The organism is Terriglobales bacterium (genome assembly GCA_035487355.1).
Classification (GTDB): Bacteria; Acidobacteriota; Terriglobia; order Terriglobales; family Acidobacteriaceae; genus QIAW01.
Genome location: DATHMF010000047.1, coordinates 14,932 through 39,982, shown reverse-complemented (window position 1 = coordinate 39,982; position 25,051 = coordinate 14,932). Strand labels below are relative to the sequence as shown.

Sequence of the window (25,051 nt, the reverse complement as noted above, 5' to 3'; positions counted from 1 at the left end):
GCAAAACAAAGTCTGTCATGCTGAAGCGCGGGCCTGCCCTGAGCGCTTCTATCTTCAGCGTGGCTTCGTGCCTATCCCAAATTTCCCTGTGGTATTCTCCCTGCTATGCCAGTCACTTTGCAGGACATCGCCAATGACCTGAGAGTTTCGGTGGTCACAGTTTCCAAGGTCCTGCGCAATCAGGGCCCGATCAGCGCTGCCACCCGGAAACGGGTACTGCAGCGGGCAAAAGCACTGGGCTACCAGACAAACTGGACTGCTCGCAGCTTGGCCACGGGGCGCACCTACACCATCGGGCTGCTGCTGCCAGACTTCACGCACCCATTTTTTGCTGAAATTGCCAAAGCTGTGGCTGAGACAATCCGTCCGCATGACTATCATTTGATCATTTCGTATTTTGAAGAGGATCCCGAATTGGAAAGAAATGAGGCAAATTCCCTGGTGGCCCGGCAAGTGGATGGATTGATTATCGCGTCGGCCCAGTCCCCCGGGAACCGAGACCTGTTCGAGAATATCCGAAAACGGAAAATTCCTTTTGTTTTGATTGACCGGCCCATTGCCGGCGTCCAGGCCAGCTTTGTCGGCGTCAACCACGAGGAGATCGGCAAACTGGCGACCAGCCACTTAGTAGCGCAGGGCTGCCGCCGGATTGCTCATCTGCGCGGCCCCGCACTGGGCATCGCGGCGGCCCGGCTGGCGGGTTACCGTCGCACGCTGGAAAAACACAAACTGACAGTACCTTCGGGTTACGTCGTCGAAGCCGGTTATGAAGACAGCACTGGATACAAAGCGATGCAGAAGCTGCTGCGAAAAAATCCCATTCCAGATGGCGTCTTCTGTTACAATGATCCCGTTGCCATCGGCGCAATGAACGCAATTCTCGACGCAGGCCTTGGTATTCCGCGGGATATTGCGGTGGTGGGCGCAGGCAATGTTCATTATTCCGATGTTTTGACGGTACCACTCACCACAATCGATCAGGAAACCCGCCAGATAGGAAGGCAGTCTGCCGAACTGCTCCTTGAGCAAATCGCATCGAAAAACACAGTGCGACCGAAGAAAATCTGGATTGCTCCCAAGCTCGTGGTACGCAAGTCGAGCCAACGTCTGTAGCCCTCTTGCCGGCCAAAGGATCTAAAGATCAAGGTTGGCTGTTATGCCGAATGCGACATGAGCAGCTCGAGTGTTTACATCGATCTGCCGTTGGATGTTACTCAACGGCCCCTCGGTCTCGCAGCAGAGCCGCCGTCCTCCTCTCACTCGCGCCGCCAAACAGCAGCGCATATCCCAAGGCAGTGCACTCAACTGGTCAAATGTGATGGGTACGAAGAAATCCATGCGAGCAAAGAGTAAGACTGCGGTTGCTAGTGGGTGAGCGACATAAAAGTTATGGATTACTTTAGCCAAGCAGAATTGGCAACAGCACTCCCAGCCCCAGCACGAAAAACCACAAAGCTGGGGCCGGCGTCCCCACCGGACGAATGCGCCGCGATTCGCGGGCTGCAATTCGCGGGTCGAGAAGCAGCCATCGTTTATACCGCTGCTCGAGCAAGAGGAAGATAAATGCCGTGGCCCCGCCATAGATCAAGTGCCCGATAAGCGAAGGGAGCAGTGCCGATGCCGCACTCGCCCTCCAGTCACAGACACCAGTGAGAAGCAGAGGCAGCAGCGTCAGGGGACCGACATACCACCAGATCAGGCCAAACAAAAATCCCCAAGGGATACCGAGCCCGAGACTTGGGGCCTCGTTGCGAAATAAAAGACCATAGGTCATACCGATCAATACACTGACAATCAGGTGGATCGCCAGACCACGTACACCACCGAAGTTGCTGTCAAGACCAGCAATTTTCGGCAATATGCCGGTCGCCGACATCACTGGACCCGACACCAAGCCACCAACCAACCCCGCCAGGGCGCCCCATTCTACGGAACGCAGAAAATGGAGGCCGAGTCCTTCCGGTTCTCGATTGAGGGGATCAGATTGGATGAACAACCTTACCCATATCCGGTCTAGGAACGCGTACACTGTGCCCAGGATCAATCCATAAATAATGTGGCCGACAAGTGAACCGAATAACGCGCTGCCTTGTTCTGCCGACCAATCAACCGGCGCGCCGACGCTGAGCGGGAAAATCGTAAGCGGGCCGAGAAACCACCAGAAGATTCCAAATCCCAGGCCCCAGCCCATACTGGAGCCATAGCCGCGGATGTCCCGCTGGAAGAGGATCCCAAAGATCGCGCCGATGAGCAGCGCGACCAGGAAATGCAAAGTTACGGATGTGGCCTGAGACTCGAACTCCGGAAAGCCGCCGAGAAGAGGGAAAAATTCACCTGCATACATCCAGCGGCTGAAAACCAATCCAGCGATTGTTCCAGCAAGCCCGCCGGCGACGATCGCCCGGCCCCAACGAAATCGCGGCTGGCCTGGGTGCGGGCGCAGGCCGCCACGAATTCCCAGGACCACGCCCACAGGCATGCCCAGGCATACCAGATAAGCAACCAGTTGAGGAAATCGCTCCTGAGCATTGCTCAACATGCCCATGGAGTGGGCAGAGCCGGTCAGCAAGGGACGAATTCCAGCGGGGACCGCGAACCAAAGAAGAAAAGCGAAGCCCAGACCCCAAACCAAGCCCGCTCCTGGTGTAGTAGCTCGTTTTGCGAACAAGAGGCTGAAGACGAGCCCGAAGGCCATGCCAAGCAAGATGCCGTTCGCTAGTGAACTCTCTAATAGTCTGCTCTCTAGCGCTCCGCCCAGCGCGCCCGCCAAAAGGCCGAGCAGCGGTCCAACCCAGACCGGGTGCTTCGCGGCCGCCGGCACAGGCACCGTAGATGAAGATGCTGATGAGGACATGTTAAGAGCTCCTACTGCAAATCTATTGTCTGGACGATGTCTCGGGGAAAGAAAAGCTCGATTGTCCAATCCATCAGCACTCGAATCTTCCGCTCCAGCCCCGGCAGCTTCGCGAGATAGATTCCTCGCCACATCAGCCACGCCAGCAGTCCCGAGAAACGAATTGATTTGGTCCGGGTAAACGGGACCGTCAACTCCGCGCAGGCCGTCTGATGGCCGACGACGCACAATGCTCCAAGTGAATCAAAATGAAAATTCTTTGCAGACTTTCCACTCAATTGACTGGCGATATTTCCAGCTACAGTACCTGCTTCCCTGATGGCAAACTGTGCGGTCGGAGGACATCGTTTGCCGGTTTTCGCATCGGCGACCGCGGCGCAATCGCCAAGGGCCCACACACACTTGTGACCTGGAACTGCCAGCGTAGAATCAACTTTGACAGCCCCACGCTTATCCGTCTCGAATGGGATCGACTTGAACAGTGGATTGGGGGCCGTCCCGGCTGTCCATACCAGGGTGTGGGCGTGAATCTCTCCGTCACTGAGGACCACTACGCCAGGCTGAGCGTCACTCAGACGGACATTCAAGCGAAATCTTACACCCCGCACTTCCATCTTTTCCTGTGCGTATTTTGCCAGCGACTCACTCAGTTCCGGCAAGATTCGGTCCCGTGCATGTACCAGCACAATGTTCAACTCGCTTGGATTCAGGTTGGGATAATCGGCCAAAATCCCGCGGGCGAAGTCGTTGAGGGCTCCGGCAAGTTCGACGCCTGCGAATCCGCCGCCGGCGATTACGAAGGTGAGCAGACGAGCCCGCTGCGATTTCTCGGGCTCGCGATCGGCCCGCTCGAACATCTCGATAACGTGATTGCGGATGCGTATGGCGTCGAGCAGGCTCTTAAAGTTGAAGGCCAGCTTCTCGACGTTCGACATTCCCAAATAGTTCGAGACCGAGCCAAGCGCCAGGACAAGATGGTCGTACGCTACTTCGAGATTTCCCGCTGGAGAATCGGAAGCCGGCCCCGCCAGGACCACTCGGCGACGTTCAAGATCAATCGCAGTTACGCGGCCCCGGATGAATTCCGTGCGGTGCAGGCCGCTGCGCAAAGGCGTGCTGATGTGGCTTGGTTCAAGAGTGCTCCCGGCCACCTCAGCGAGCATGGGGGTAAAGAGAAGCGCGTTCGTGTCGCTCACCAGTGTGATGGAAGCCGAAGGGTTGGCACGGAGTTGCTCTTCCAAACACTCCGCCGTCTTCATGCCGGCGAATCCACCGCCCAGGATAACGATCCGCTTCATCACCGGCTGAGCCTGCGACGCAGGTAAGGGCTCTGGGCCGAGCACGCGCTCAGCCACGTCGCTCAAAGCCTGGGTGAAGAGGCCAAGCGACGCGCCGTACAGCACCCAGCCGACAAGAGCTGGAAAATGTTCTTGCATCTGCTCCGGGCTCCACTCCGGCATCCGACCGGAAAGCAATGGGAACGCGATCATGCTGAGCAACCCCCAGAGCGGCACGCCGAGCGCACCGGCTGCCATGAGGTTATCTACATAGGCGCCAGATGTGGGACGTAAACTCGCGGCATATGCCGCACCTACTACGACGCCCAACAGGATGCTCCATCGTGGATAGCCAAGCGTGAATGCCAGAAACACGCTGGCAATTGCTCCCGCCAGCATTCCTAGCAGGCTTCGCCGGATGAATTGGTTGATTCGCCTGTCCAAGAGTCGCAAGATGTGCATGTGATGACCTCGCGGGACAAAAAGTTACATTTGCTATTTGGTAGTGTGAACTCGCTCGAAATAGTGCCTGGAAAACTGGACACGCCAACTATGCTCTGTTCCAAGCACTCTCTCCAGGCTGCCGACAGTTTTCGGAAAGCAATCCAGAAGAATCGATCCGGCACATTTGAGACGAAAGCTGTTTGTTCTGGCGTTTGAAAACGGCAAGCTGCTGACGCACAGTCCACTGTCAACACTCTTTGCAGCCAAGCCATTGGGAAGAAGTATAAGATTCAAGACACCTCGGTACAAGCGTTGTTGTTTGGACTTAAGGGTTTTTCGCCGGCTCAACAACGAAAAATTGTTGCACCGATTCAAACCGCACAGGTATTGTTATTCTGTCTTTGTTTCGAAATCAAAACCACTAAAGCCTGCTTAATGAACCCACGAGTCCTCACGTTTCTTGTGGCCGCTGCAACCTTGGCCGGATTTGGCATCGCGCTCTTCTGGGCCAGGCGGCGTGGCCGCCCGTTCTTCGATGCGGCAGCCGCCGGCTTCGAAGGCTGGAATCTTACCCACCTTCTGCTTGCCAGCTTTCTCACGCTTTTTGCCGAACTGGCATTCATTCGTTGGATCGCGGTAGAAGTCCGGGCTTTTGCCTATTTCAAGAACCTCGCGCTCTTGCTCTGCTTTGTAGGCTTTGGCCTGGGATGCGCTCTGGCCCGCCAGGCTCCGCGTTGGCTTGCTGGTATTGCAGCGTTCCTCGGGTTACTTCTGGTGGTCCGTCTGCCGATCCAAAATGGAAAATGGCTGGAGGGGCTCTCGCAGAGCCTGGGTGCCGCCGCCGATTTAGAAATCTGGGCTACAGGAAGTTCCTGGCATTGGGTGCGCTTCGCGGGTGGAGCGCTCATGGCCACATCCCTGTTCCTGCTGATAGTGTGGATCTTTGTTCCTCTGGGGCAGACCGTGAGCCGGCAGATGGACCGGGCACCGAGCACCCTGTCGGCATATTCCTGGAACCTGATGGGCAGCCTTGCCGGCATCCTGGCCTTTTTAGGCGTCAGCCGCCTGATGCTGCCACCTTCTTTTTGGCTGGGTGCGGTGCTGCTGGGCTTCGCGTTTCTGCAAGCTACGCGGCGCGGCCAACTCGTGGTCGCGAGCCTGCTGGTTCCTCTGGCGCTGCTGTTGCATGACCCTTCCACCCCGGAGAGCTACGCCATGTGGACACCCTATCAGCAGGTGCAATACACGCGGCACTACGCTTCCAACGGAGATTTTTGGGGAGGCGAGGTGTGGGTGAACCATGCCGGCTATCAATACATTGTCGATCTCTCCCCTTCATTCCTGGCGCGTCACCCGGGGCTGGTCAAAGAAGCTGTGGAAGAGAATCCTTATAATCTGCCCTTCCGATTTGCCATGCTCTCGCCCAGTACAATGATTGTAGGATCAGGAACGGGCAATGATGTTGCCGCAGCGCTACGTCACGACAGCCGCTCCGTGGATGCGGTTGAGATTGATCCTGCTATCCTCGCTTTGGGCAAACGCGAGCATCCGGAGAGGCCCTACGATTCGCCCCGGGTAACGGTCCATCTAACCGATGCGCGGGCGTTCCTCAAGCGCAGTGCGCGGCGCTATGACCTGATCTTGTTTGGGCTGCTGGATTCTCATACCGAGTTTTCCGACTATTCAAATATGCGGATCGATAATTTTGTATACACGGAAGAGTCGTTCCGCGAAGCCAGCCGGCATTTGAATCCCGAGGGCGTCCTGTTCGTGAAGTTTCACGTTGATCACCCGTGGATGGCCGTTCGCCTGGCCGAAATGCTGCGGCAAACCTTCGGCAAGCCTCCGCTGGTGTTCTATGCGGATTCCAGTTACGGCGCGACCGCAACCTGCTTCGTGATCTCTCCCTCAAGCCGCGTGGAAGATGCACTTGCGGCCGATCCCCGGCTCGCGGAGTTCGTGCGTAAGAACGTGGTGTCACCAGATAAAGGTCAGATCGCGATTACAACCGACGACTGGCCGTATCTCTATCACGAAGGCCATTGGATCCCGCGCCTTTACTATTCTCTGGGTGTGCTGGTAGTTCTGGTTTCGCTCGGCCTCTACGCACAGATTCCGGAAGTACGTCGCCAGGTGCCATCGTTATTCTTCTTCAGCATGGGCGCCGGCTTCCTGCTGCTGGAAACCCAGGTGATTAGCCGGCTGGCCCTCTTTTTTGGGACTACCTGGCAAGTGAACGGCATTGTGATCTCTGCCCTGCTGTCTGCCCTGTTGCTGGCCAACATGGTAGTCGAACGCACCCGCGCATCGCTGCCACGCTTCTGGATTTTCGCGGCCCTGCTGGCCGGCCTCGCGATGGCCTACTTGCTGCCGTTGAATCGGATTCCGGGATCCCCGGCAACCGCGGGAGCGGTCGCAACGGCCGTCTTTGCTATCCCGATTTTCTTCGCAGGAATACTCTTTGCTTTGGAGTTCCGCGAGGCTGAATCCCCCAGTGCCGCTCTGGGAGCGAACATGCTGGGCGCGGTGGCAGGAGGATTATTGGAGAATCTTTCTCTGCTGTTTGGCATGCGCGCGCTGCTACTCGTCGCGATAGGACTCTACTGCCTGGCAGGCATAGGACTCTGGTTCCGGCAGCAGCGGCCAGCGCTCCAGTTCAGGAGAGGATAGTTGCGGTCAGTAGTTGGTGAATATCCTGCGCGTTTCCCTGTACATGGACGCAATTCCAGTACCAAGGCGGTCTGCGGGATCTACGATCGTGCCAGACGATCTTGAACTCAACAGTTATAGCGCTTCCACAATTACTGTATCCGCTACCGTGGCAGAGCGGGCCTTCAAGGCCCGCGTTGAAGTGTAAACAAATGGGCTTTAGGCCCGGTGCGGGCGCGGATACACCAACTCTGGGATTGCTATAGGTCAAACGTGAGTTTTATCTCCGAAACCGTTTGACGCGAAGTGAGGATCCTCTACTCCCCGCTTCGCAATCAGAACGGGACTCTGCCATATTACTTGGCGAGTCCAAGGACCTTACGCGCGTCATTCACGGAAAAAGTCACCATCACCTGGAGCTTGGCCACTCTTTTGCTGTACTGATCAAGCTTGAGTTGGCCAGGGCTCGCCGTCGCTCCCAGAGCGAGCGTCCGTGTGCGGAATTCTTTTTGATACCGTATCCCCACGGCTGGGGAAAAACGAATCCACTTTGACAGGACGCCGAACCCGACGCCGAAGAAAGGGCTGTTAAATGGCTGGTTGCCGATGGGAATGCCAAATGAGAATTTGGGCGGTGTGAAAGAAAACCTGGTTTTTTGTGTTGCCAACTGCAGATCGGCAGCCAACGGATACAAATCCAACAGCGCATAGGGCTTCACGTCTGAAGCCTTCTTGGGAACAACCAATTGCGAATCCGATTGATATTGGTAATCCTTATAGCTTGTAACCGGCATGCCGATGCTCACATCCCAGTGGTGCAGCCCTTCGTTGAGGACGGTTGCGGTGAACGTAGGACTGTCGGCTGTTCCCGTGGATGGAGCGGTTGCTCCGTTGTTGGCCGGCGCAGTATTTTTCTTATCTGCTTTGTCCTCAACAATGGAACTAAGGTCTGCGAGCAAGAAATGCGGCTTCCCGTTCTGCACCATAGGATCGCTGCTGGGTATTGCACCGGGGCCGCTATTTCCCGTGTTTGCATCCGTTGTTCCTGAAGCGGCGACCCCAGCGGTGGCAGTGGCACATGTGTTGCTGACGGAGAATCCTGACCTTACTAGATGACCACCTGCGTCTGCCTGCACTTTACCCTGCAGCGCCCCAGAGAAAGTGACCGATGCCGGCAAATCGGGCAACGAAAGGATAAGCGTACCACCCCAAACCCCGATTGTCGGGCTTGGAGTCGGCGTGGGCGTAGGTGTTGGGTTCGGGGCGATTGAATGGATTATGAGCCCTGTTGCGGTTCCATCTAAGGCCTGCGCTAGTTTGCCATTTGACTGAGGGTTCGCTCCCCCGGCACCAGACTTAGACAAAAGGGCAACCGCAGTCTGAATGAGCAGCAAGGTGTCTTGTTGATTAAGCGGTGTGGTGTGCTTCGCCTCAATCTTGTACTGGATCTTGCAGCTATCATCAATGTTCAGATGGATGGCCAGAAAGGCGACATTCTTTGTTCCCAAAATCTCATTCAGCTCTGACACTGGGTCAGGAGAGCCCAGGACGCGGCCGCTCCAGCCACCCTCACTTCGGTGGTAGTGGTACCAGGCCCCCTGTGGAGAAGCAGCATCGTCCCAACGCACAAGGTGAATCACGACATCTTCAATTGGTGCGTTGAGTTCGGTACTCGTATGCTCATCAAGAGCAGATCGAACCGTCTCCCGCATGCCTTGGGTATCACTTGCAACTGCCTTTTCGCAAAAGCGCTCGATATCTTTGTCCTTGATTGTTTGGTCATGATCCCGGTTGTCAAACGTCTCATTGGCAATCGTTTCCGCCAGTAGACACTCTGTAGAAGCAAGCCCTCCACTACCTTGCACGCCATCGGAACTCAATTGCGGCTTATTTTTATCGAGCCCGGCCTGATCAGCCATTTGATCAGTGAACGGCATGTCGACTTTGACAATGTGGTTAGGTGCCATGTCTCCGCTTCCCTTGGCGGCTTTTGCCGCAGCAATTTTCTGGGCTTGGGTGGGGAGACACGTGGTGAGTACAACGAAGCATAACAACATGAAACTGTAGCGGCGCATGATCCACTCCTAAGCTGATTTGAAGTCCTGCATGCTAGAACGTGGCGCCAAGTGAAATCCCTTTTTGCTGTGATGATGAAGACCAAAAAAATAACGGGTGTGCGAAGAGAGGGCGGCCAGCAACAATTAATGAGAGAAATTGCTTGCGCCTCGTGAGAGGTTCTGTTTCTTGGAATGCTCATCTAGGGATGTCCAGAAGACACTGGAAATGATGGATAAGCCGTAGGGGTTGTCAAGATTGGCCGATTATGCCACCGTTCTTGCACTCAAGCGTCGTTGTCACCAGAGAGTACTCCGTCTTATCAATGCTCTTGAGGAGACAGCTTTTATCTTTGTAGAGGTCTGGAAAGAAGTTCTTCAGTAGATCATTATAGAAGTGGATAGCATGAGGTATCGTCATATTACTACCAGGGGTCAACCCAAGTTCAAGCCGAAAAATGCCATCTGCCATAATGCTCTGGGAGCCAAGTTCCCTGCAGTTGACTTCTATTTGCTTGAAGTCACTAATCTCGTACACCAGGATATGGTTGAGCGGCATCAGCCCTGACGATTCATCGGCAAATTTCACTCTCGCCGTGCGATCCTGCATAATTTGCAAGGGACAAGGTAAATCTAACGTGATGAAGTAGTCTCGGTCATCATACTTCCATGTATTCGTTGGTTTGTTAGACCAGTCAAAAGCCGGAGCTTTGGAATATTCCTTGATGCCTTTGCCTCCCAGATCGAAATGATAAGAGTCGGTAATTTTATATTTGATCTCCTGGTCATTTATCAGAAAGTGATGGGTTGCATCAAGCGCGGTGAATGCACAGATTCTATAAGACTTACCGCGTTGAATAACTACTGCAAAGGGGCCCTCAAGACGTAGATGAAGAAATTTCGGTGCCGCCAACACGGTCATAGTCCTCTCCTGGAGCGAAGCAGAATGAAAACTCTCAGACTTGTGTTTTGGGAATTATTTAAGGGTTTCCGCCGATTAGGCCTCCGGTCTTGCATTCCAAAGTCGATGACCTGTGATTGAGTCTTTGGTCAATCTCAGGCGGTATATTTGGTGCGCATGTGCAGCTTCCGCCGATAGCAGTGAGCGTTGGTTGTGCGGAAGAAAAGCATTTAAGGAGGGAATAGTTGTGAAAGTGCATAGCATGCTCGCCCGTTTTATCGCGCGGCGGATTGGGCAACCCCACCTCAATGTGGAACACATTCTTTTGGTCCGGCAACAAGACCTTTTTAGCTTCTTCGTCCCAAAGTACCGTCGCCTGTCCCGGGTCTTTGATCTCGTATTCCAAGACGTGATCTTGCGGGATACACACAGTGTTACTTCCTAGAGTTCCGGATAGCAGTTTGCTGGTCCAAATATTCTTGGGGCAAGGCAGTGAAATTCTGACAAAAGAATCTATCTCAGGATCGCAGAGCAAGCCCAGGTGGTCGCTTGAAAAGGGTTTGAAATCCGGACTTATACAAGCGGGTGGGAGCGTGTTAAGCCCTGGCCCATCCAAATCGAAATGGTGCCTTTTTGGGTAGCTGCTCAAAGTCTTACGCATTACTACGAGATCGTGTTCTGCCTCAATCGGACTAAACGCCGTAACGTCAGTAACCGGGTTTCCGTTGAACACCACCGCGAACGGCCCTTCCAGCCAGACCAATAGGGAATTGTTGGCTGGACTACAGCTTGCTCCAGGATTGCAAAGGGGTAACCCTGGAGCAGCAGTACCAGCGAGAGCCAACGTTGCTATACCCTTCACTACGTCACGTCTATTCATTTAAGATCCTCCGTTGAATTGAACGAAATTGTCGACCTTTTCCCTGCAAGAAAATCCAATTTGGCTAGCTTGTTTTTCCAATGAGATTGAAAGCAGCCCAAAAATAGGGATGAGTCCGAACCTTAAGAATCTCGGTCCGGGCAGCAAACAGCGCCATAGCGGCAGATTCGCCCCGAGCGAAGTGCAGGTAGAAGGCCTTCATTAGCTTGGCTGTCGCAACGGAATCCACGTTCCAGTTGCTCGCGATCACGCTTGGGACATCGCCGGCCAGAAAAGCGTGTACCAGGTTTCGGTTGTCGAGCAGGCCGTTCTCTCCGCCTAAACCAGTAGCACAGGCGGCCAACACTGCCATCTGAAGACGCTGCAAAATCAGTGGGGAGAAGTCCTCCGTCCTGAGGAGCAGGCCGGGGTTGACACGCAAAGCCGTACCAGTACCGTTACGTTCACCATGGCCAATAAAGCCAAAGATGTCGCTCTTAGCCAGAAGTGTCTGCGTCTCGGCCAAGCCTGCCTCGGAGCCAATGATCTTTTTCCTCGGAAAGAGTCGTGAAATGGTTTCCCGCTCAAGTTCACTGCCGGGTAGATAGCTCCCGCCGCTACCCTCTGACGCATCGGCCAGCAAAAACGATCTGCTCGCGTTGACTGGTTCTGGATTGCGAAGGTGTTTTTCACGGACAACCCCCGGCGAATAAATCACGGGGTATCTCTCGGCAAAATACCACCCCGCCGGACTGCGCAACGCCTCCACTGGAAGCCCTGCCAAAGAACGATCCAGTTCAACGGCAACCACCGAACCCGCAGGCAGCTCATCGATCACAGGTTGCAGGAGCAAGCTGAACAAGTCTTGCCCCTGTTGCTGCACCTCGGCCAGAGGAGAATCGGGCCGCGCGCAGCCTTGCGAGAACTGTTGGATCATCTTCTCCAACTGCACTCTTGTTGTTGGCACCCAGGCCGTTGTGAGCTTGTCGCTGCTGATCGTCCAGATCTGTATCCCGTCATTGAAAACGGCATAAATAATGCGAACAGCGTTGCCTTCATGCCAGGAAACTCCTGCAGCACTCGCCCAAATCCTTGGCCAACTGATCCTGCCGTCTTTCACAAGATGGGTTGCAGAAACCGTGCTTTCCTGAGATGGGCGGCTCTCCTGCCACTCCCAGAGTCTCAAAGAATCCGCTTGATTGCGCTCCTCGATCAGTACTCGTACTAGGCCGCGATAGGCGTCGTCTGCAGCCTGCATCCATTGAAGCCGGTCACTGTCATTCTTAATCCCACCAAGCGATTTCTCGACAATGACAACGGCTGACTTATATGCTTCCGACGCTCGATCAAGCTGCTTGAGCTGAAGGCTGATGTTGCCGAACAACTGATAATAGCGGAGAGATACAAAGTAGCCATCTGTTTCTGACAACAGTTCTTGTACCGGTTCAAGCGTGGAAAGTGCTTCCGCCGGCCTGCCACGCTTGAACTGGAGCTCGGCCAGCCCGATCTTGCCGGCCAGGAGGTAGCTACGTGCCGTGGGTTCCCCGGGCTCACGATCGAATAACCGGTTCGCCTCAATCAGTTCATCCTCTGCGGTGGAGTCTTGCTTTTCGGCAATTAGGATTTTTGCCAATTCGAGCAGCGCTGCCCCGCGCTGAATCGAATCTTCCTCTGTCAGAATGTTTATTGCGTGGCGTAGCAGAACCTCCGCTGCAGACCAAAGCTCCCTGTGTTCAGCGCTCAGTGCCAAGCCGACATAGAACTGATATACCCTCTGACCCGAGGGCGGACCTGTCCAGTAGTCACCTAGGCCTTGAAGTCCTGCTTCCCAAGCTGCATCGTATTTGCCTTGCTGAATCTCCAAGCCTTGAGAAATGCCGATATTTCGCAGAGCCAGAATAGGGAAATGAAATCTCTTTGCGGTATTGAGACTGGAGGATAACTCTGAACTGACCGCCGATAGATTGCTGGTAAAGTTCAAACAGATAGCTCGCTCCAAGGCGACTTGCGACTGCAACCAATGATAGGTAGTCGCGGCCACGGCCGTTTCGAGCGGATCAGCGCGAACAAGGCACTCCTTTCCATGCAAGAACCGCTGACTGGCGTACACGGATTCATAACGAGCGCGTAATTCACCCGGGAAATCGTGTTGGCTATGAAAGAGCTCTTCGGCTAGGTGAGATTGTTTGATGGCTTCGGCGTAGTGTCCCTTGGTATTTGCCGTGAAAGCAGCACTGAGGGCCCGTGCTCCAGAGGAATCACGAGTCGTTGGGGAGCCGAGAAAATCTTGGAGCCACAAATCAGAATGGTTGTGCGACATGACTCCTGCCAACCGCGAGATTGCGCGATGCTCTTCATTGTGGGGATCGGCCATAGCTGGCGCGAGCCAATGCAATAACGCCATATCCTGATATCGTTCCGAATTGAAATTCACTTCTGCGTCAGACAGCCGAAGGAACGTGCCAGCGTCCATTGAAGCTTCAGGAGGGCCTTGCAGGCTGGCTTTCAACTTTGACTTGGCCAAATCAAGGTTCTGCTTTGCTTCCTGGGCCCACGGCCCCTCAGGATCGAGTCGCAGGTAGGCTTCCCAGGTCGCTGCCGCCTGGTCCCACATTTCCGAGCGAGTGTAAGTCAAGGCGAGATTGAATATGGCTTCTCTATTTCCTGGATCATTTCGCGTGATCTTGGTAAGAAGCTCGATTGCTTTGGCGTAATTCTGCCGATCATGAGAACTCTGTGCCTGCTGAACGTAAGCGATTGACAAATCGAGCATCAGCGGCACTGATGCAGGACGAGATGCGAGAGCTTGGTTGAGACCGGCAATTGCCGGCTCCGGGTTGCGGTCGAGTATATCTGCTTCAGCCTTGGCCCTTAACCATTCGGCATCATTTGGATCTGCGGCTTGCTTGTGCCGAATAATCCCCTCGGCGTCTAACAGTGGAGCCGGCTTTGAAAATCTGGAATCTTCTTCGCCTCGGATCACGCGCACCGGAGCCCAAGCTGCGCCCGGGAAGCGCATCTCTATCGTGCGCTGCTCCGTATACGCCTGGGCAAGCAGCTTCTCTACTTTTTCCGGTGTTTCCCGTTGCGAGTACCAGACCGCAAAGGCGACCGCCGCGCAAACCGTGGCAGCCGTGGGAACAAGTACCCACCGCCAAAAGGAAGACCTCTTTGCAGATTTCTCTGGGGCCGTTCCTGAGCTGGTAAATATTTGTGAAACCAGCTTCTTTTGCCATCCTGCTGACGAACTCTTCAGCTCTCCCAGCACTGCTTCATCTTCTTTGCCCAGTTCTTCAGAAAAATCTTCCGAATACATCCGGAGCAAAGCTCCGCAGTGGTCGCATTGAGCGGCGTGCTCGGTGAGTTTGGTGGCTTGATCAGGTGGGTAAAGGCCGGCAGCTAGATTGCGCAGATCATCTTCGCTCGGGCAATGCGGGCCACGGCGATCTGGGAACGATGCGGTATTCACGGGAGAATCCCCCATGAGAGCGAAGCGGACGCGTTGCGACACCAGCAGGCGATGGCAGCAAGCTGGACAGTCAGCAAGGTGGGTCTCAATCTGCTGGCCGGCTTCCGCTCCTGTAGCGCTAGACGTGTTGCCGTACTGCTCGATTTGAGCATCGCTCAAGTGTAACGATTGCTGCTCCACCTCGCCCACTACTCCTTTCTATAAACGTAAGCCAGCCGGTCATACCTTCAGGCGCCGGACCCTCAAGCGCCGGAAATCCCGGATCGGCTTGCAGCCGGTGTTCGGCCGGAAGCTGTTGTTCGCCCCGGTCTGTCATTCATCTTTTCCTTCACCAGCCGGGTCAGGCGTAGTAGCGTGCTCTCTACACCCTTTACGCTCAAGCCGATCGTGGGAAGTTTGGAAATGGCTTTGGCCGTGAGTCCCTGCTGGTAGTAAAGCCAGAAGATCGCGTAATCGCGCGTAAAGTTTGGTTCGGCTGCGTGTGTCTCCAGGCATTGCTTGATTTCCCCGATGAGAATATTCCTGTCCGCGCTTTCAGAGAAGCTGCTGCTGGAAGGTGCGACGATTTGAATCTGGTCAAGTTCTTCCTCTTCTTTGCCACTGCCGCGCTTTTGGCTGTAGGAACTGCGGAAGTGATCTTGTACGACGTTGGAAGCTACAACTTTCAAAAACCCAAACAACGCGTGTTCATGCTGACAGTCAAATTCGCGCAAAGCCCGAAAGTTGTTGGCGCACAGCTTAAGATAAGTGTCTTGGACAAGGTCATCCACAAGGGCCGGCGCGGGGTTGCTCCAGCGGCGAATGCTTTTGATGATTACGCATGTTATGAGCGGCTGGAAGCGGCGCACAAACTCCAGCCACGTAGCCTGGTCTCCTGATTGGAGACAAAGCTGCAAAAGTTCTTGCGCAGGCAGCTTGCGGAGATCCATTTGTTGAATTGGCTGGTCATTGTAACCTACTTGCATTTCAGTGCTGAAAATATTTCTTATCCACTTCTGCCTTTGTGGCAGAGCGAAAAAGCCCTGAAGTCTCATCTTGGCATCCCTCTTTTAGTACGCCAATCTGGTGGGCAACCGTTCAGCTATTAGGATGGGCTACGCTCTTGGAGCCGAATCTGCGGCGGGCGCGGAGTAACAGCAAAAACGTCCCTCTAAGCGATATTCCTATTTCGGCACAAGTTCTGTTTCGGGAAAGAGGTGCTCGGTAGCGGAACCGTACCTTATGATGGGGATGTCGGTACGCGCTGCCCTTGCAGTGTCAGGCCCCCGGTCTCAATTGAAAACGGTATCACTCTGATATCAAAAAGCTCATTCCTGAGGGACTGTATGCCATCATTGTGCCAGACGTGTGTTTACGTTAAGGCATTCAAAGAATGCCGGGGTTCAGGCCCTTTAGCTCTTTGAAAATTTGGTGCGACTCGGGATTCTGAGGACTGCTACGTCAGCTAGTCCCCTGCCACGGATTGATTTTCGCCAGTAATGACGAGGGGCAGACGCGATCTGAGAGGCTCAAATCACTAGCCAGCAAGTGTAGGGTGCGGAAGCGGTAAAAACGGGCAAAGACCGGGCACATGGCTGACAGATTAGATCGGGAGAAATTCCAATCAGATTCTGAGGACTAAGGACTGAGGACTGGGTCTAAAGCAGCAAGTCCCCTGCTCCGGATTGATTTTCGCAAGTAATGACGGGTCAGACGTCGATTTGGGGCCCTTCAACGGCCTGCTAGCAAGTGGGGTGGGGGGCGCCTACAATCTTCCAAAAATCTGCGTTGATCTGCGGCGAGGTTTTTGCGGTTGCTTTTTCTGAGTACTGTATTGCTGCTTTGTAACCTGGAGCCGTTTTTAGACTACTTGGTCCTCACGCGTAAGAAATTGATTACTAAGGATTTAGAGCAGCGTCCACTACTGAGTAATGGGGGTGGGGGCACTACTCTAACCGGGAAAATCAGGCTGAGGGCCGGAAAAGCCGGCCCTCAGGATGAAAATCCTCAACTCAGAAGGTAAATTTCAGCGCCAGTTGTGCTTGCAGCGGATCGCCCACGCCCTGACGAAGGAAACCATCAAAATTGAACAGTCCCGGCGTCACCAGCGGATTGATGTTGTTCTTGTTGTTGAAGCTGTTGAACATCTCCACCATGGGAATCAGGGCATAACGTTCTCCGAAGTGGAAGGGCCGGTCTGCCCGCCAGTCAAAGGTGAAGAAGCCATTGTCTTTGCGCAGGTGGTTACGGCCGCAATCAATGCCGTTGACCACCCGGGTGATGGAGTTGTTGGAACTGCACGCCGGCCCGGTGCCTGTGCCTAAAGGATTGTCGGTAATCGGTTGTGCCGTGTGCGCCTGGATTCTTCCGCTGAAGTTGACGCCCGCCGGTAGCTTGACAAAAGTGTAAAGATTAAATTTGTGACGGCTGTCGCGGTCAGAGAACGAATAATCTTTGCGGAAGTTGAAGCGGTTGAAATAGCGGAAGGTGAACGGATCACGTTCATTGGAGTCGTCATCCAGGTCTTCCGAGAGCACGTAGTTGGCTTCCATCTGGAAGTTACGGCTGAAGCGCTTGCGCACTCCCACCGTCATGCCGCGATAGAGCGAATGGGCCGTGCTCTGCGTGTCGGTGATCGATCCCAGGTTGGGGAACGGCGCGGCGCCGCTGTAAGTCACCGTGTCACCGTTGAGCGGCGTCGTCACCGTGGAACCGGTATTGGGATCCACAAACCGGGTGAGATACACGCCTTTGGACCAGGTCAGATCAAGATATCCCTCCCAGTTGGGAGCTAGTTCCTGGGAGAAGCCGAAATTGGCAGTGTAGATGCGCGGATTCTTGTAGTGCCTGTCAAACACCGTGACCCCCGGCTGGAATGGAAACGTTCCCGGTGGCAGTGCGGCAGGAGTAATAGGATTGGGCCAGGTGGGGCCCGGCGTATCGAAGCCGGTGGCACCGACGAAGCCGCCCGGCACATCGCCCGAGAACAAAGTTTGCTGCTGCACTCCATTGGTGGTTATGGCGCCGACCTGCGTGAGCATGTTCTGCTGCGCGTTGTAGATTCCCCAGTTGGCGCGGATCACAGACTTGCCGTTGTTGAGGATGTCCCAGGCCAGACCCAACCGGGGCTGAAACATTTTGGTAGCGTTGGGAATCTTTCCCGTAGATGGAAATCTGGGATCGCTCAAGTTCACACCGTATGCCGTCTTCCCCGGAGCGATGACCGGATCGGGGAAGATCTGCGCCTCCCAGCGCAAGCCGTAATCCAGGGTCAGGTTGGGCAGGATCTGCCACTTATCCTGAAGAAAGACAGCGTAGTTTTCATTGTCGATGTCGGAAGCGCCGGCGGCATCGGTGGTCGTTCCGTTGGTGCCTGCATGCTGGAGATACAGGAGCAGCGGGCTGGACGTGCATGCACCTCCCACCCCGGTGACGAACGTTCCGTCAGGACACTCAGCCGCGGCCGGGCCAAAGCCCGGACCTGTGCTTGCCGGTGAAGCGTAATGCAGAAAGCCCACCACCGAATCGAAGATATAGCGGCCAGTGAAGAATCCGCGGAATACCTGGGCATTGTTGCTGTGCAGCCATTCGCCCCCGAACTTAATGGTGTGCTTGCCCGCAAGGATGGAGAAATTGTCGCGCATCTGAAAACGCTTGAACACTTCATCCACCTTGGGCTCGAGAAAAAAAGGGTCTCCAAACCGGAAGGTTGTGGCAAACCCCATGGCAGTATCAGCGGGCACGTTGGAGGCCACCCCGGAGCGCGGCCGGTCTTCCCGAGAAAAACCGAAATGGCCTTCGTTGACCTGCTTTGCCGACACCGTGGTGAAGATATTGAAATTGACGGAATTGATCTTGGAAGGACCCTCGATGCCGTTGGCGGAATCTCCATAAGTAGGGACATCAAAAGTCTGGTTCCTATTTTTTGACCGATCAAAGTTATAGGACACGCTCAGCTTGTTGGCGGCATTCACCGTCCAATCGTATTTGGCGAGCACTGCGGTATTGCGAACCGGATGTTTAATGGGCAGCCCCTCGGCCTGGCTGCGGCTGCTCTGGAAGAAGTTGAGCAGGGCCAGCCGCTGGCACTCGGTATTCGTGCTGATCAGGGCCGCGTTGGCGGTGATGGTCGGCGCCGCCACCGGACAGGCCGTGGGCCCGACGGCAGCACTCAGGTTGGGACGCGTGAGGTTTTCCAGTATCTGTTCGGCAGCCCCGAAGAAAAACATCTTGGTCTTCACAATGGGGCCGCCTATGGTCGCGCCGAATTGCTCGCGACGAAAGTCCTTGAGCGGTTTGCCATCGGATGTGTTGGCGGTGAGGGCCTGCAGGCGCTGGAAGTAGAAAATACTGCCATGCAGATCGTCAGTGCCCGATTTGGTAATCACGTTCACCACGCCACCGGCGGTGCGCCCGAATTCGGCGCTGGCGCCGCTGGCCACTACCTGAAATTCCTGGACCGCGTCCAGGGTGATGTCAATGGCGGCGCGCTGCCCGCCCACCTGTTCGCCAAAGAAGCCGTTGTTGTAGTCACCACCATCCAGGCTCACGTTGTTGAAAATACCGCGCTGGCCGGCAAAACTTATCTCGTCGCCGTCCGGTCCCTGCACTACACTCACTCCTGGAGTCAGCGTCAGCAGGTCCTCAAATTTTCTTCCCAGAATGGGTGTCTGACTGACGGTAGTGTCATTGAGCGTGGTGCTCGATTCCACCTTGGTGACCTCGATGGTTGGGGTGTCGGTCACCTCCACGGTCTCACCGGTGGCAGAAACTTTAAGCGTGAATTTGAGCGAGATGGCCTGGCCGACGGTCAGTTCCACGTCTTTTTGAATGACCTTGGAGAAACCGGGCTTGGAAGCGGTCACAGAATAGTGCCCGGGGGCCAATGCGAGGAAGACAAAGCGGCCGCTTGCATCCGTCTGCTGGGTGGTATCGGACTTTGTGGCCAGGTTATTGGCCACCACATCTGCACCAACTACAAGCGCGCCAGACTGATCCAACACGGTTCCCTGGATCACCCCGGTGGTGATTTGAGTTTGAGCAGACACAACGCCGGTTAGAGCAAAGGCGATTAGAAGACACGCAACAAAGTATCTGAACACCATGGCCTTACCTCCCTCGAAAAAAAGTGATGGCAATTTTATTCCACTTCACAGGCAATTCATATCCCCATATTTACTGATTCGCCGAATGTTCTGGATTTGGATTTTCTATCAGCGGTGGCGAGATGGTTGCCAACCCAGAGACAGGTGGGCTAGTGTCTCTTCATGCAGCCGAAAGACGTTGTCAAAGCATGGGTGGAGGCATTCAACCGGGCGGATGTTGACGCACTCACCGGATTTTATTCTGAAGGTGCGATCAATCATCAGGTGGCGGAATCGCCGGTGGAAGGACGCGAGGCCATTCACGAGATGTTCAAGGCAGGCTTCGCCAAAGCCAACATGGTCTGCATCGTGGAAAACATCTTTCAGGATGGAGAATGGGCAATCCTGGAGTGGCGCGACCCAAAAGGGCTGCGCGGCTGCGGTTTCTTTCACATCGTGGACGACAAAATCCTGTTTCAGCGAGGTTACTGGGACAAATTGTCTTTCCTGAAGCTGTACGGCCTCCCGCTTCCTGATTCAGGCTCGAAACCGTGAATTGCGGCGGTACCGATCTGGGCGAGAACGCCTCAACCTGCCAGCCGTCGAAGGGCCGCAGCCAGCACGCCAACACCGCGCGCAATCGCCTCGGGCGACGCATACTCATCCGGCCGGTGGCTCACCCCCGCGCGGCAGGGGATAAACAACATCGCGGCTGGCGCAATCCGCGAAACGAATAGCGAATCGTGGTAGGCGCGGCTCACCATCTTGTCGAACCCAGCCCCCTGTTCTGCGCACGCCGCAGTCAGCGCTTCCACCGCCATGGCATCGCACACCGCGGGAGCATCCGCGTTCAAAACCTCGCGCTCCATTTTCAATCCCCGCACCGCCGCCACCCTCTCGCAGGCTCGCGCCAGTGAGCCAAGAACATGGTCTCGCCGCGCCTCGTTGATATCCCGCACATCCACCGCCAACTGCACCCGGCTCGGAATACTGTTCACGGCTCCGGGAAAAACCTGGCAGACCCCGGTGGTCGCTACCGTATCAATTGCTCCCGTAGCTTTTGCCGCCGCTTCGAGGGCGAGGGCAATCTCGCACGCCCCGAGAAACGCGTCCCGGCGGTCGGACATCAACACTGCACCCGCGTGTCCGCCTTCGCCTTCGATAGTGATGCGCAGGCTGGCCGGTGCGGCAATCGCGGTTACCACGCCGATCGGGATTTGCTTCCGCTCGAGCAGCAGGCCCTGCTCAATGTGCAACTCCATGAAAGCATGATAGTGGCCGCGCGGCAGCCGGACGTCGGCGAGAGAACCGTCGAAGCCCGCGCCCTGCCGTACTTCGTTGAGCGACCGTCCATCGCTATCTTTCAGGCGCTCGCCCGCGCTTGCGTCGAGACTTCCGCTCAGCAGCCGGCTCCCCAAACATCCGATACCGAAGCGCGTTGGTTCCTCCGACGTGAACATCACCAGCTCGATGGATCGCCGCGGACGGAACCCCGTTTCCTGCAGCACGCGGACCGCTTCAAGCCCTCCCAACACGCCGACAGTTCCGTCGTAGCGCCCCGAGTGCGGAATCGCATCAATGTGCGATCCGGTTCCGACCGCCGGCAACTCCGGCTCGGCGCCGGCCCAGCGCGCGAACGTGTTCCCAACCGCGTCTTCCCGCACCGCCAGTCCGGCAGCGGTGCACTCGGCTTTCACAAATCGCCGTGCTTCCAGATCCGCTTGGGAAAAGACCACACGTGTGACCGCCGGCGCTGGAGCATCGGAAAACTCCGCGAGCCGTTCCAATTCCTTCATTACTCGCTGCTGGTTGGCTTTCAGATCCATAAAACTATTCCGCAAGCGGATGACGGTTCCAATCTTTGTAAATCAGGTATCTGGCCGGCGTCTTGCCCAACGCACCAAACCACTGCAGGCAATAGGGGGCCATCCAGATGAAATCGCCCGCCGCCACCGGATACCAAGAGTCGCCCAGCCGGTAGATGCCGCCGCCTTCGAGCATCAGCAGGCCGTGCTCCATGATGTGAGCTTCCACCATTGCGAGCGCAGCGCCCGGCTGATAGATCATGGTGTTTACCGCGAAATCGAAAGCGAAATCATCGGGCAGCAGCGTGCGCACCTCGAGTGCCTCATCACCCATGAGCGGTTGGCCGACTACCATCCGCTCATTACCGAACAGCGCCTGCGGAGCAGCCCGCCCTTTCAATTTGAGATACGGCTTCTCGATGACGACCGCACGCGCACGCGCAGCCGCCAGCACGTGATGCTTTCCATCCGCCGGCAAGTATGCGTATCCGTCTCGCGACAGCCGCTGCTTCTTTCGACCCGCGCTGACCTCGATCTCCCCTTCAAGCACGTAGAGGAAGCGCTGCCCCTCTGTCGGCCCCAGGTGCCCACCTGGTTCGAATTCAGCCGTGTATTCGGTGAAGGCAGCGCCCATCGCCGGAGCCGCATGAATGATTGCCGTCGCATTCTTCATCCCAGGCAACGGCGTGCGTACGAAAGTATCCGGCGTCAGCAAAGCGTGATCGGCCTTTTGCGAACTGCGTGTATGTCCCAGTCTCTGCACTATTCTCCTCTCGCGCTTTGCGGGCGCACCATCTTGCCTGTGCCCGGCGCCGCCATCGCGCCCTCTTGAAATATCGTCTTGCCTCTCAAAATCGTCCGCCGGACCATGCCGCGAAATGTTGCTCCCACATAAGGACTCGCCCGGTGGCGAGAGCACAGCCGCTCCGCTTCGAGCACAAACGGCTCATGCGTCGCGACCAGCGTGCAGTCGGCATCTAATCCGGCGCGAATCTCGCCCTTGCTCGAAATTCCAAACCGCCGCGCCGGGGCTGCCCCCGTCAATTGGGCGATGGTTTCGAGCGGAAGCCCGCGCTCATGATGGCCGGATTCAAGCAGCACATTGAGCGTGGATTGCACTCCCGCAATGCCGCCCCACACGCGAAAGAAATCCTGGTCTTGCTTCATGCGGGGTTCTGCCGGCGAATGATCCGACGCGACGATATCCACCTCGCCGCGCAGCAATGACGACCACAACTCCGCTCGTTCATCGGCGCTCCTGAGCGGCGGAGCGCATTTCGCCACTCCGCCGAGACGCTCCATGTCGTCTTCGGTGAAAAACAAGTAGTGCGGGCAGGTTTCAATGGTCACGTCGGCCCCCGCCGCTCGCAGTTGATGCGCCAGCACGACGCCGCTTCCCGAACTCACATGGACGATGTGCAATTTTGCACCCGCCTCCTTCGCCAGCAGCGCCGCGCGTTGAATCGCTTCCAGCTCGGCGAGCACAGGCCGTGACTGCAGATAGTCGCGCACTCCGCATCCGCCTTTGGCACGGGCCTTCTGTGCCAGCCCCCGCGTCAGCTCTTCACTTTCGGCGTGGACCGCCACTGGAAGTCCCCAACGTGCAGCAACCTGCATCCCCTTATATAAGGTTAAATCGTCCGCCCGCGCGAACTCGGGTAGCCCTGAATCTGACATGAACGCTTTGAAGCCGATCGCGCCGCGCTCGGCCATCTCATCGAGCGTGTCCAAACTTTCCGGCGTCAGCCCGCCCCACAGCCCGAAGTCCGTCGCCGACGATTGTTCCATGGCTGCGCGCTTCAAGTCGAAGCTCGCGCCGTCGAGCGTGCACGGAGAAGAGTTCAGTGGCATATCGAAAAAAAGCGTCCCGCCTCCCGCCGCCAGCGCGCGGCTGCCGGTCGCGATGCCTTCCCATTCAGTCCGCCCGGGCTCGTTGAAATGCAGATGGACATCGAGGAGCCCGGGAAATACAACCAAGCCACGCGCGTCAATCTCTTGCGCGCATCCCGGAAGCTCCGGCGCTACCGCCTGAAAGAGGCCATCTTCAATTGCAATATCGGCACACACAAATCCTTTTGGAGTGATCACACGCCCGCCGCGAATTACCAGGTCAGCCACCCTGCGCCTCCAATTGGGCCAGGAAATTCAAGCCGACCTGCAACGCTGCGTCAACATCCTCCTCCAGCACCGCTTCATCCGGATGATGACTTACGCCCTTTGGCGAACGCAGGAACAACATCGCCACCGGCACATGCCCGGCCAACACCATCGCATCGTGTCCCGCGCCGCTCACCATGCGATGAACCGCGAACCCGGCTGATGACACCGCACTCTCCAGCGTCTTGACGAGCCCTTCATCGCAGCCAGTCGCCGCCTGATCGAGCCGGTGTTCCACCTCCACTGTGATTCCGCGTTCTTTCCCGATCTGCTCCGCCTGCGCCAGCATCTTGGTAACGACCGCGTGCCGTTCAACGTCGCTCGCGTGGCGCACGTCCAGGCTTGTTCGCACCTCGCCCGCGATCACGTTTCCCACTCCGGGCTTGGCATCAATCTGCCCGACCGTCGCCACCAGCCCCGCAACCGTACGCGCTTCCTTTTCGACCGTCGAAATCCACTGCGCGGCCGCCGCCAGAGCGTCGCGTCGCAAGTGCATCGGCGTCGTTCCGGCGTGATTGGCGGCCCCTCGAAACGTTACTCCTAGGCGACTCTGCCCGGCAATCGCGGTCACAACCCCCAGCCCCAGATTCAGGCTTTCGAGGACCGGCCCCTGCTCGATATGAAATTCCAGATAGCCGCGTACGCCACGTGGATCCACCGCCGCCTCAGGCACGCGGGCAGGATCCAGACCAAATCTGCGAATCGCCTCCGCAACCGTAATTCCCTCGGCGTCGCCCGCCGACAGCAGACCATCATCCAGCGTACCTGCGAGTGCACGGCTTCCTATAAAAGGAACGCCAAAACGCACGCCCTCTTCTTCTGAAAAAGCTACGATCTCGATGCCGAATCGAAACCGGCGTTTGGCCAGCGCCTCGATCAGCGCAATCCCCAGCACCACGCCCAGCACGCCGTCGTAAGCTCCTGCGTCAGGCACGGTATCCACGTGCGAACCGATCAGCAGCCGCGCCGCGCTGCGGTCGCGCCCTTCATACTCGCCGCGTAAATTGCCCGCGGCGTCTACACGGACATGCATCCCCAGCCGCTCCATCCACTCACCCAGCGTCCGATGCACGTCTCGCATCGGAGGCGACAGAAACCGCCGCGTAATGCGGTCCGGGTCCTCGCTAAAACGAGCCAGCTCTTTACAACGTTGGATGACTGCCGCAGACGTCATTCAAGAGCCCCGATAGGTGCTATAGCCATACGGTGACAGAAGCAGCGGCACATGATAGCGTCCGGTCTCATCTGCGATGCCGAACCGGACTACCACTTCGTCGAGGAACGGCGGATCAGCAAGCCCGTCGCCGAGCCCGCGAAAATATTCTCCTGCATGAAACACGAGTTCATATATTCCCGCCGGCAGGCGATCGCCCGAAAGCAGCGGCTCAGCGGTGCGCCCATCGGCGTTGGTCGTCGTTGTTTTCAGAAGCTGCCCTGCCCGATACAGATCGATCCGCAGATTCGCCGCAGGCTGCCCGCGGCTGGTGTCGAGAACGTGAGTGGATAGTTGTGCCATGAG

At 56.4% G+C, this 25,051-nt stretch carries 15 protein-coding genes; 3 read left to right on the top strand and 12 right to left on the bottom strand.

Going from position 1 to position 25,051, the window contains the following annotated elements; translation table 11 throughout:
* Positions 1–105: 105 nt before the first annotated feature.
* Positions 106–1,113 (top strand): LacI family DNA-binding transcriptional regulator, encoded by a 1,008-nt coding sequence (locus VK738_10495; protein ID HTD23074.1) that lies wholly within the window; start codon positions 106–108, stop codon positions 1,111–1,113.
* Positions 1,114–1,399: 286 nt separating this feature from the next.
* On the opposite strand, the gene VK738_10490 is transcribed toward VK738_10495, so the two are convergent.
* Together VK738_10490 and VK738_10485 are read right to left on the bottom strand one after the other, a co-directional pair.
* Positions 1,400–2,854 (bottom strand): hypothetical protein, encoded by a 1,455-nt coding sequence (locus VK738_10490; protein ID HTD23073.1) that lies wholly within the window; start codon positions 2,852–2,854, stop codon positions 1,400–1,402.
* An 11-nt stretch (positions 2,855–2,865) separates the two neighbouring features.
* A complete protein-coding gene (locus tag VK738_10485) occupies positions 2,866–4,593 on the bottom strand; it encodes an NAD(P)/FAD-dependent oxidoreductase (GenBank protein ID HTD23072.1) in 1,728 nt (575 codons plus the stop codon).
* Between the two features lie 417 nt (positions 4,594–5,010).
* On the opposite strand from VK738_10485, the gene VK738_10480 reads away from it, so the two are divergent.
* Entirely contained in the window at positions 5,011–7,245 is a 2,235-nt protein-coding gene (locus VK738_10480; protein ID HTD23071.1) for a hypothetical protein, read from the top strand.
* Positions 7,246–7,580: 335 nt separating this feature from the next.
* Here VK738_10480 and VK738_10475 read toward each other — a convergent pair whose 3' ends face one another.
* The 5 genes from VK738_10475 to VK738_10455 all read right to left on the bottom strand — a co-directional run bounded on the left by VK738_10475 (position 7,581) and on the right by VK738_10455 (position 19,591).
* A complete protein-coding gene (locus VK738_10475) occupies positions 7,581–9,299 on the bottom strand; it encodes a hypothetical protein (protein HTD23070.1) in 1,719 nt (572 codons plus the stop codon).
* A gap of 232 nt (positions 9,300–9,531) precedes the next feature.
* Positions 9,532–10,200, bottom strand: coding sequence for a hypothetical protein (locus tag VK738_10470; GenBank protein HTD23069.1), 669 nt, complete (start codon positions 10,198–10,200; stop codon positions 9,532–9,534).
* A 923-nt stretch (positions 10,201–11,123) separates the two neighbouring features.
* Positions 11,124–14,354: a CHAT domain-containing protein gene (locus VK738_10465; GenBank protein HTD23068.1), complete on the bottom strand. Its 3,231-nt coding sequence runs from the start codon at positions 14,352–14,354 to the stop codon at positions 11,124–11,126.
* Positions 14,355–14,749: 395 nt separating this feature from the next.
* Positions 14,750–15,436, bottom strand: coding sequence for a sigma-70 family RNA polymerase sigma factor (locus VK738_10460; GenBank protein ID HTD23067.1), 687 nt, complete (start codon positions 15,434–15,436; stop codon positions 14,750–14,752).
* 1,062 nt (positions 15,437–16,498) lie between these two features.
* Entirely contained in the window at positions 16,499–19,591 is a 3,093-nt protein-coding gene (locus tag VK738_10455; protein HTD23066.1) for a TonB-dependent receptor, read from the bottom strand.
* Positions 19,592–19,753: 162 nt separating this feature from the next.
* Between VK738_10455 and VK738_10450 the strand changes: the two genes are divergently transcribed.
* Positions 19,754–20,125, top strand: coding sequence for a nuclear transport factor 2 family protein (locus VK738_10450; GenBank protein HTD23065.1), 372 nt, complete (start codon positions 19,754–19,756; stop codon positions 20,123–20,125).
* Between the two features lie 32 nt (positions 20,126–20,157).
* Here VK738_10450 and VK738_10445 read toward each other — a convergent pair whose 3' ends face one another.
* Genes VK738_10445 through uraH form a run of 5 tightly spaced genes read right to left on the bottom strand, consistent with a single transcriptional unit; the run spans position 20,158 to position 25,048 of the window.
* Positions 20,158–21,396: a M20 family metallo-hydrolase gene (locus VK738_10445; protein ID HTD23064.1), complete on the bottom strand. Its 1,239-nt coding sequence runs from the start codon at positions 21,394–21,396 to the stop codon at positions 20,158–20,160.
* 4 nt (positions 21,397–21,400) lie between these two features.
* Complete coding sequence (gene allE / locus VK738_10440; protein HTD23063.1) at positions 21,401–22,138, bottom strand: (S)-ureidoglycine aminohydrolase; 738 nt, start codon at positions 22,136–22,138, stop codon at positions 21,401–21,403.
* Positions 22,138–23,493: an allantoinase gene (locus VK738_10435; GenBank protein ID HTD23062.1), complete on the bottom strand. Its 1,356-nt coding sequence runs from the start codon at positions 23,491–23,493 to the stop codon at positions 22,138–22,140. The genes allE and VK738_10435 overlap by 1 nt, the downstream gene beginning before the upstream one ends.
* Positions 23,486–24,706, bottom strand: a complete 1,221-nt coding sequence (locus VK738_10430) for an allantoate amidohydrolase (GenBank protein HTD23061.1) — start codon at positions 24,704–24,706, stop codon at positions 23,486–23,488. Before VK738_10430 ends, VK738_10435 begins: the two co-directional genes overlap by 8 nt.
* Entirely contained in the window at positions 24,707–25,048 is a 342-nt protein-coding gene (uraH, locus tag VK738_10425; protein ID HTD23060.1) for a hydroxyisourate hydrolase, read from the bottom strand.
* Positions 25,049–25,051 lie beyond the last annotated feature (3 nt).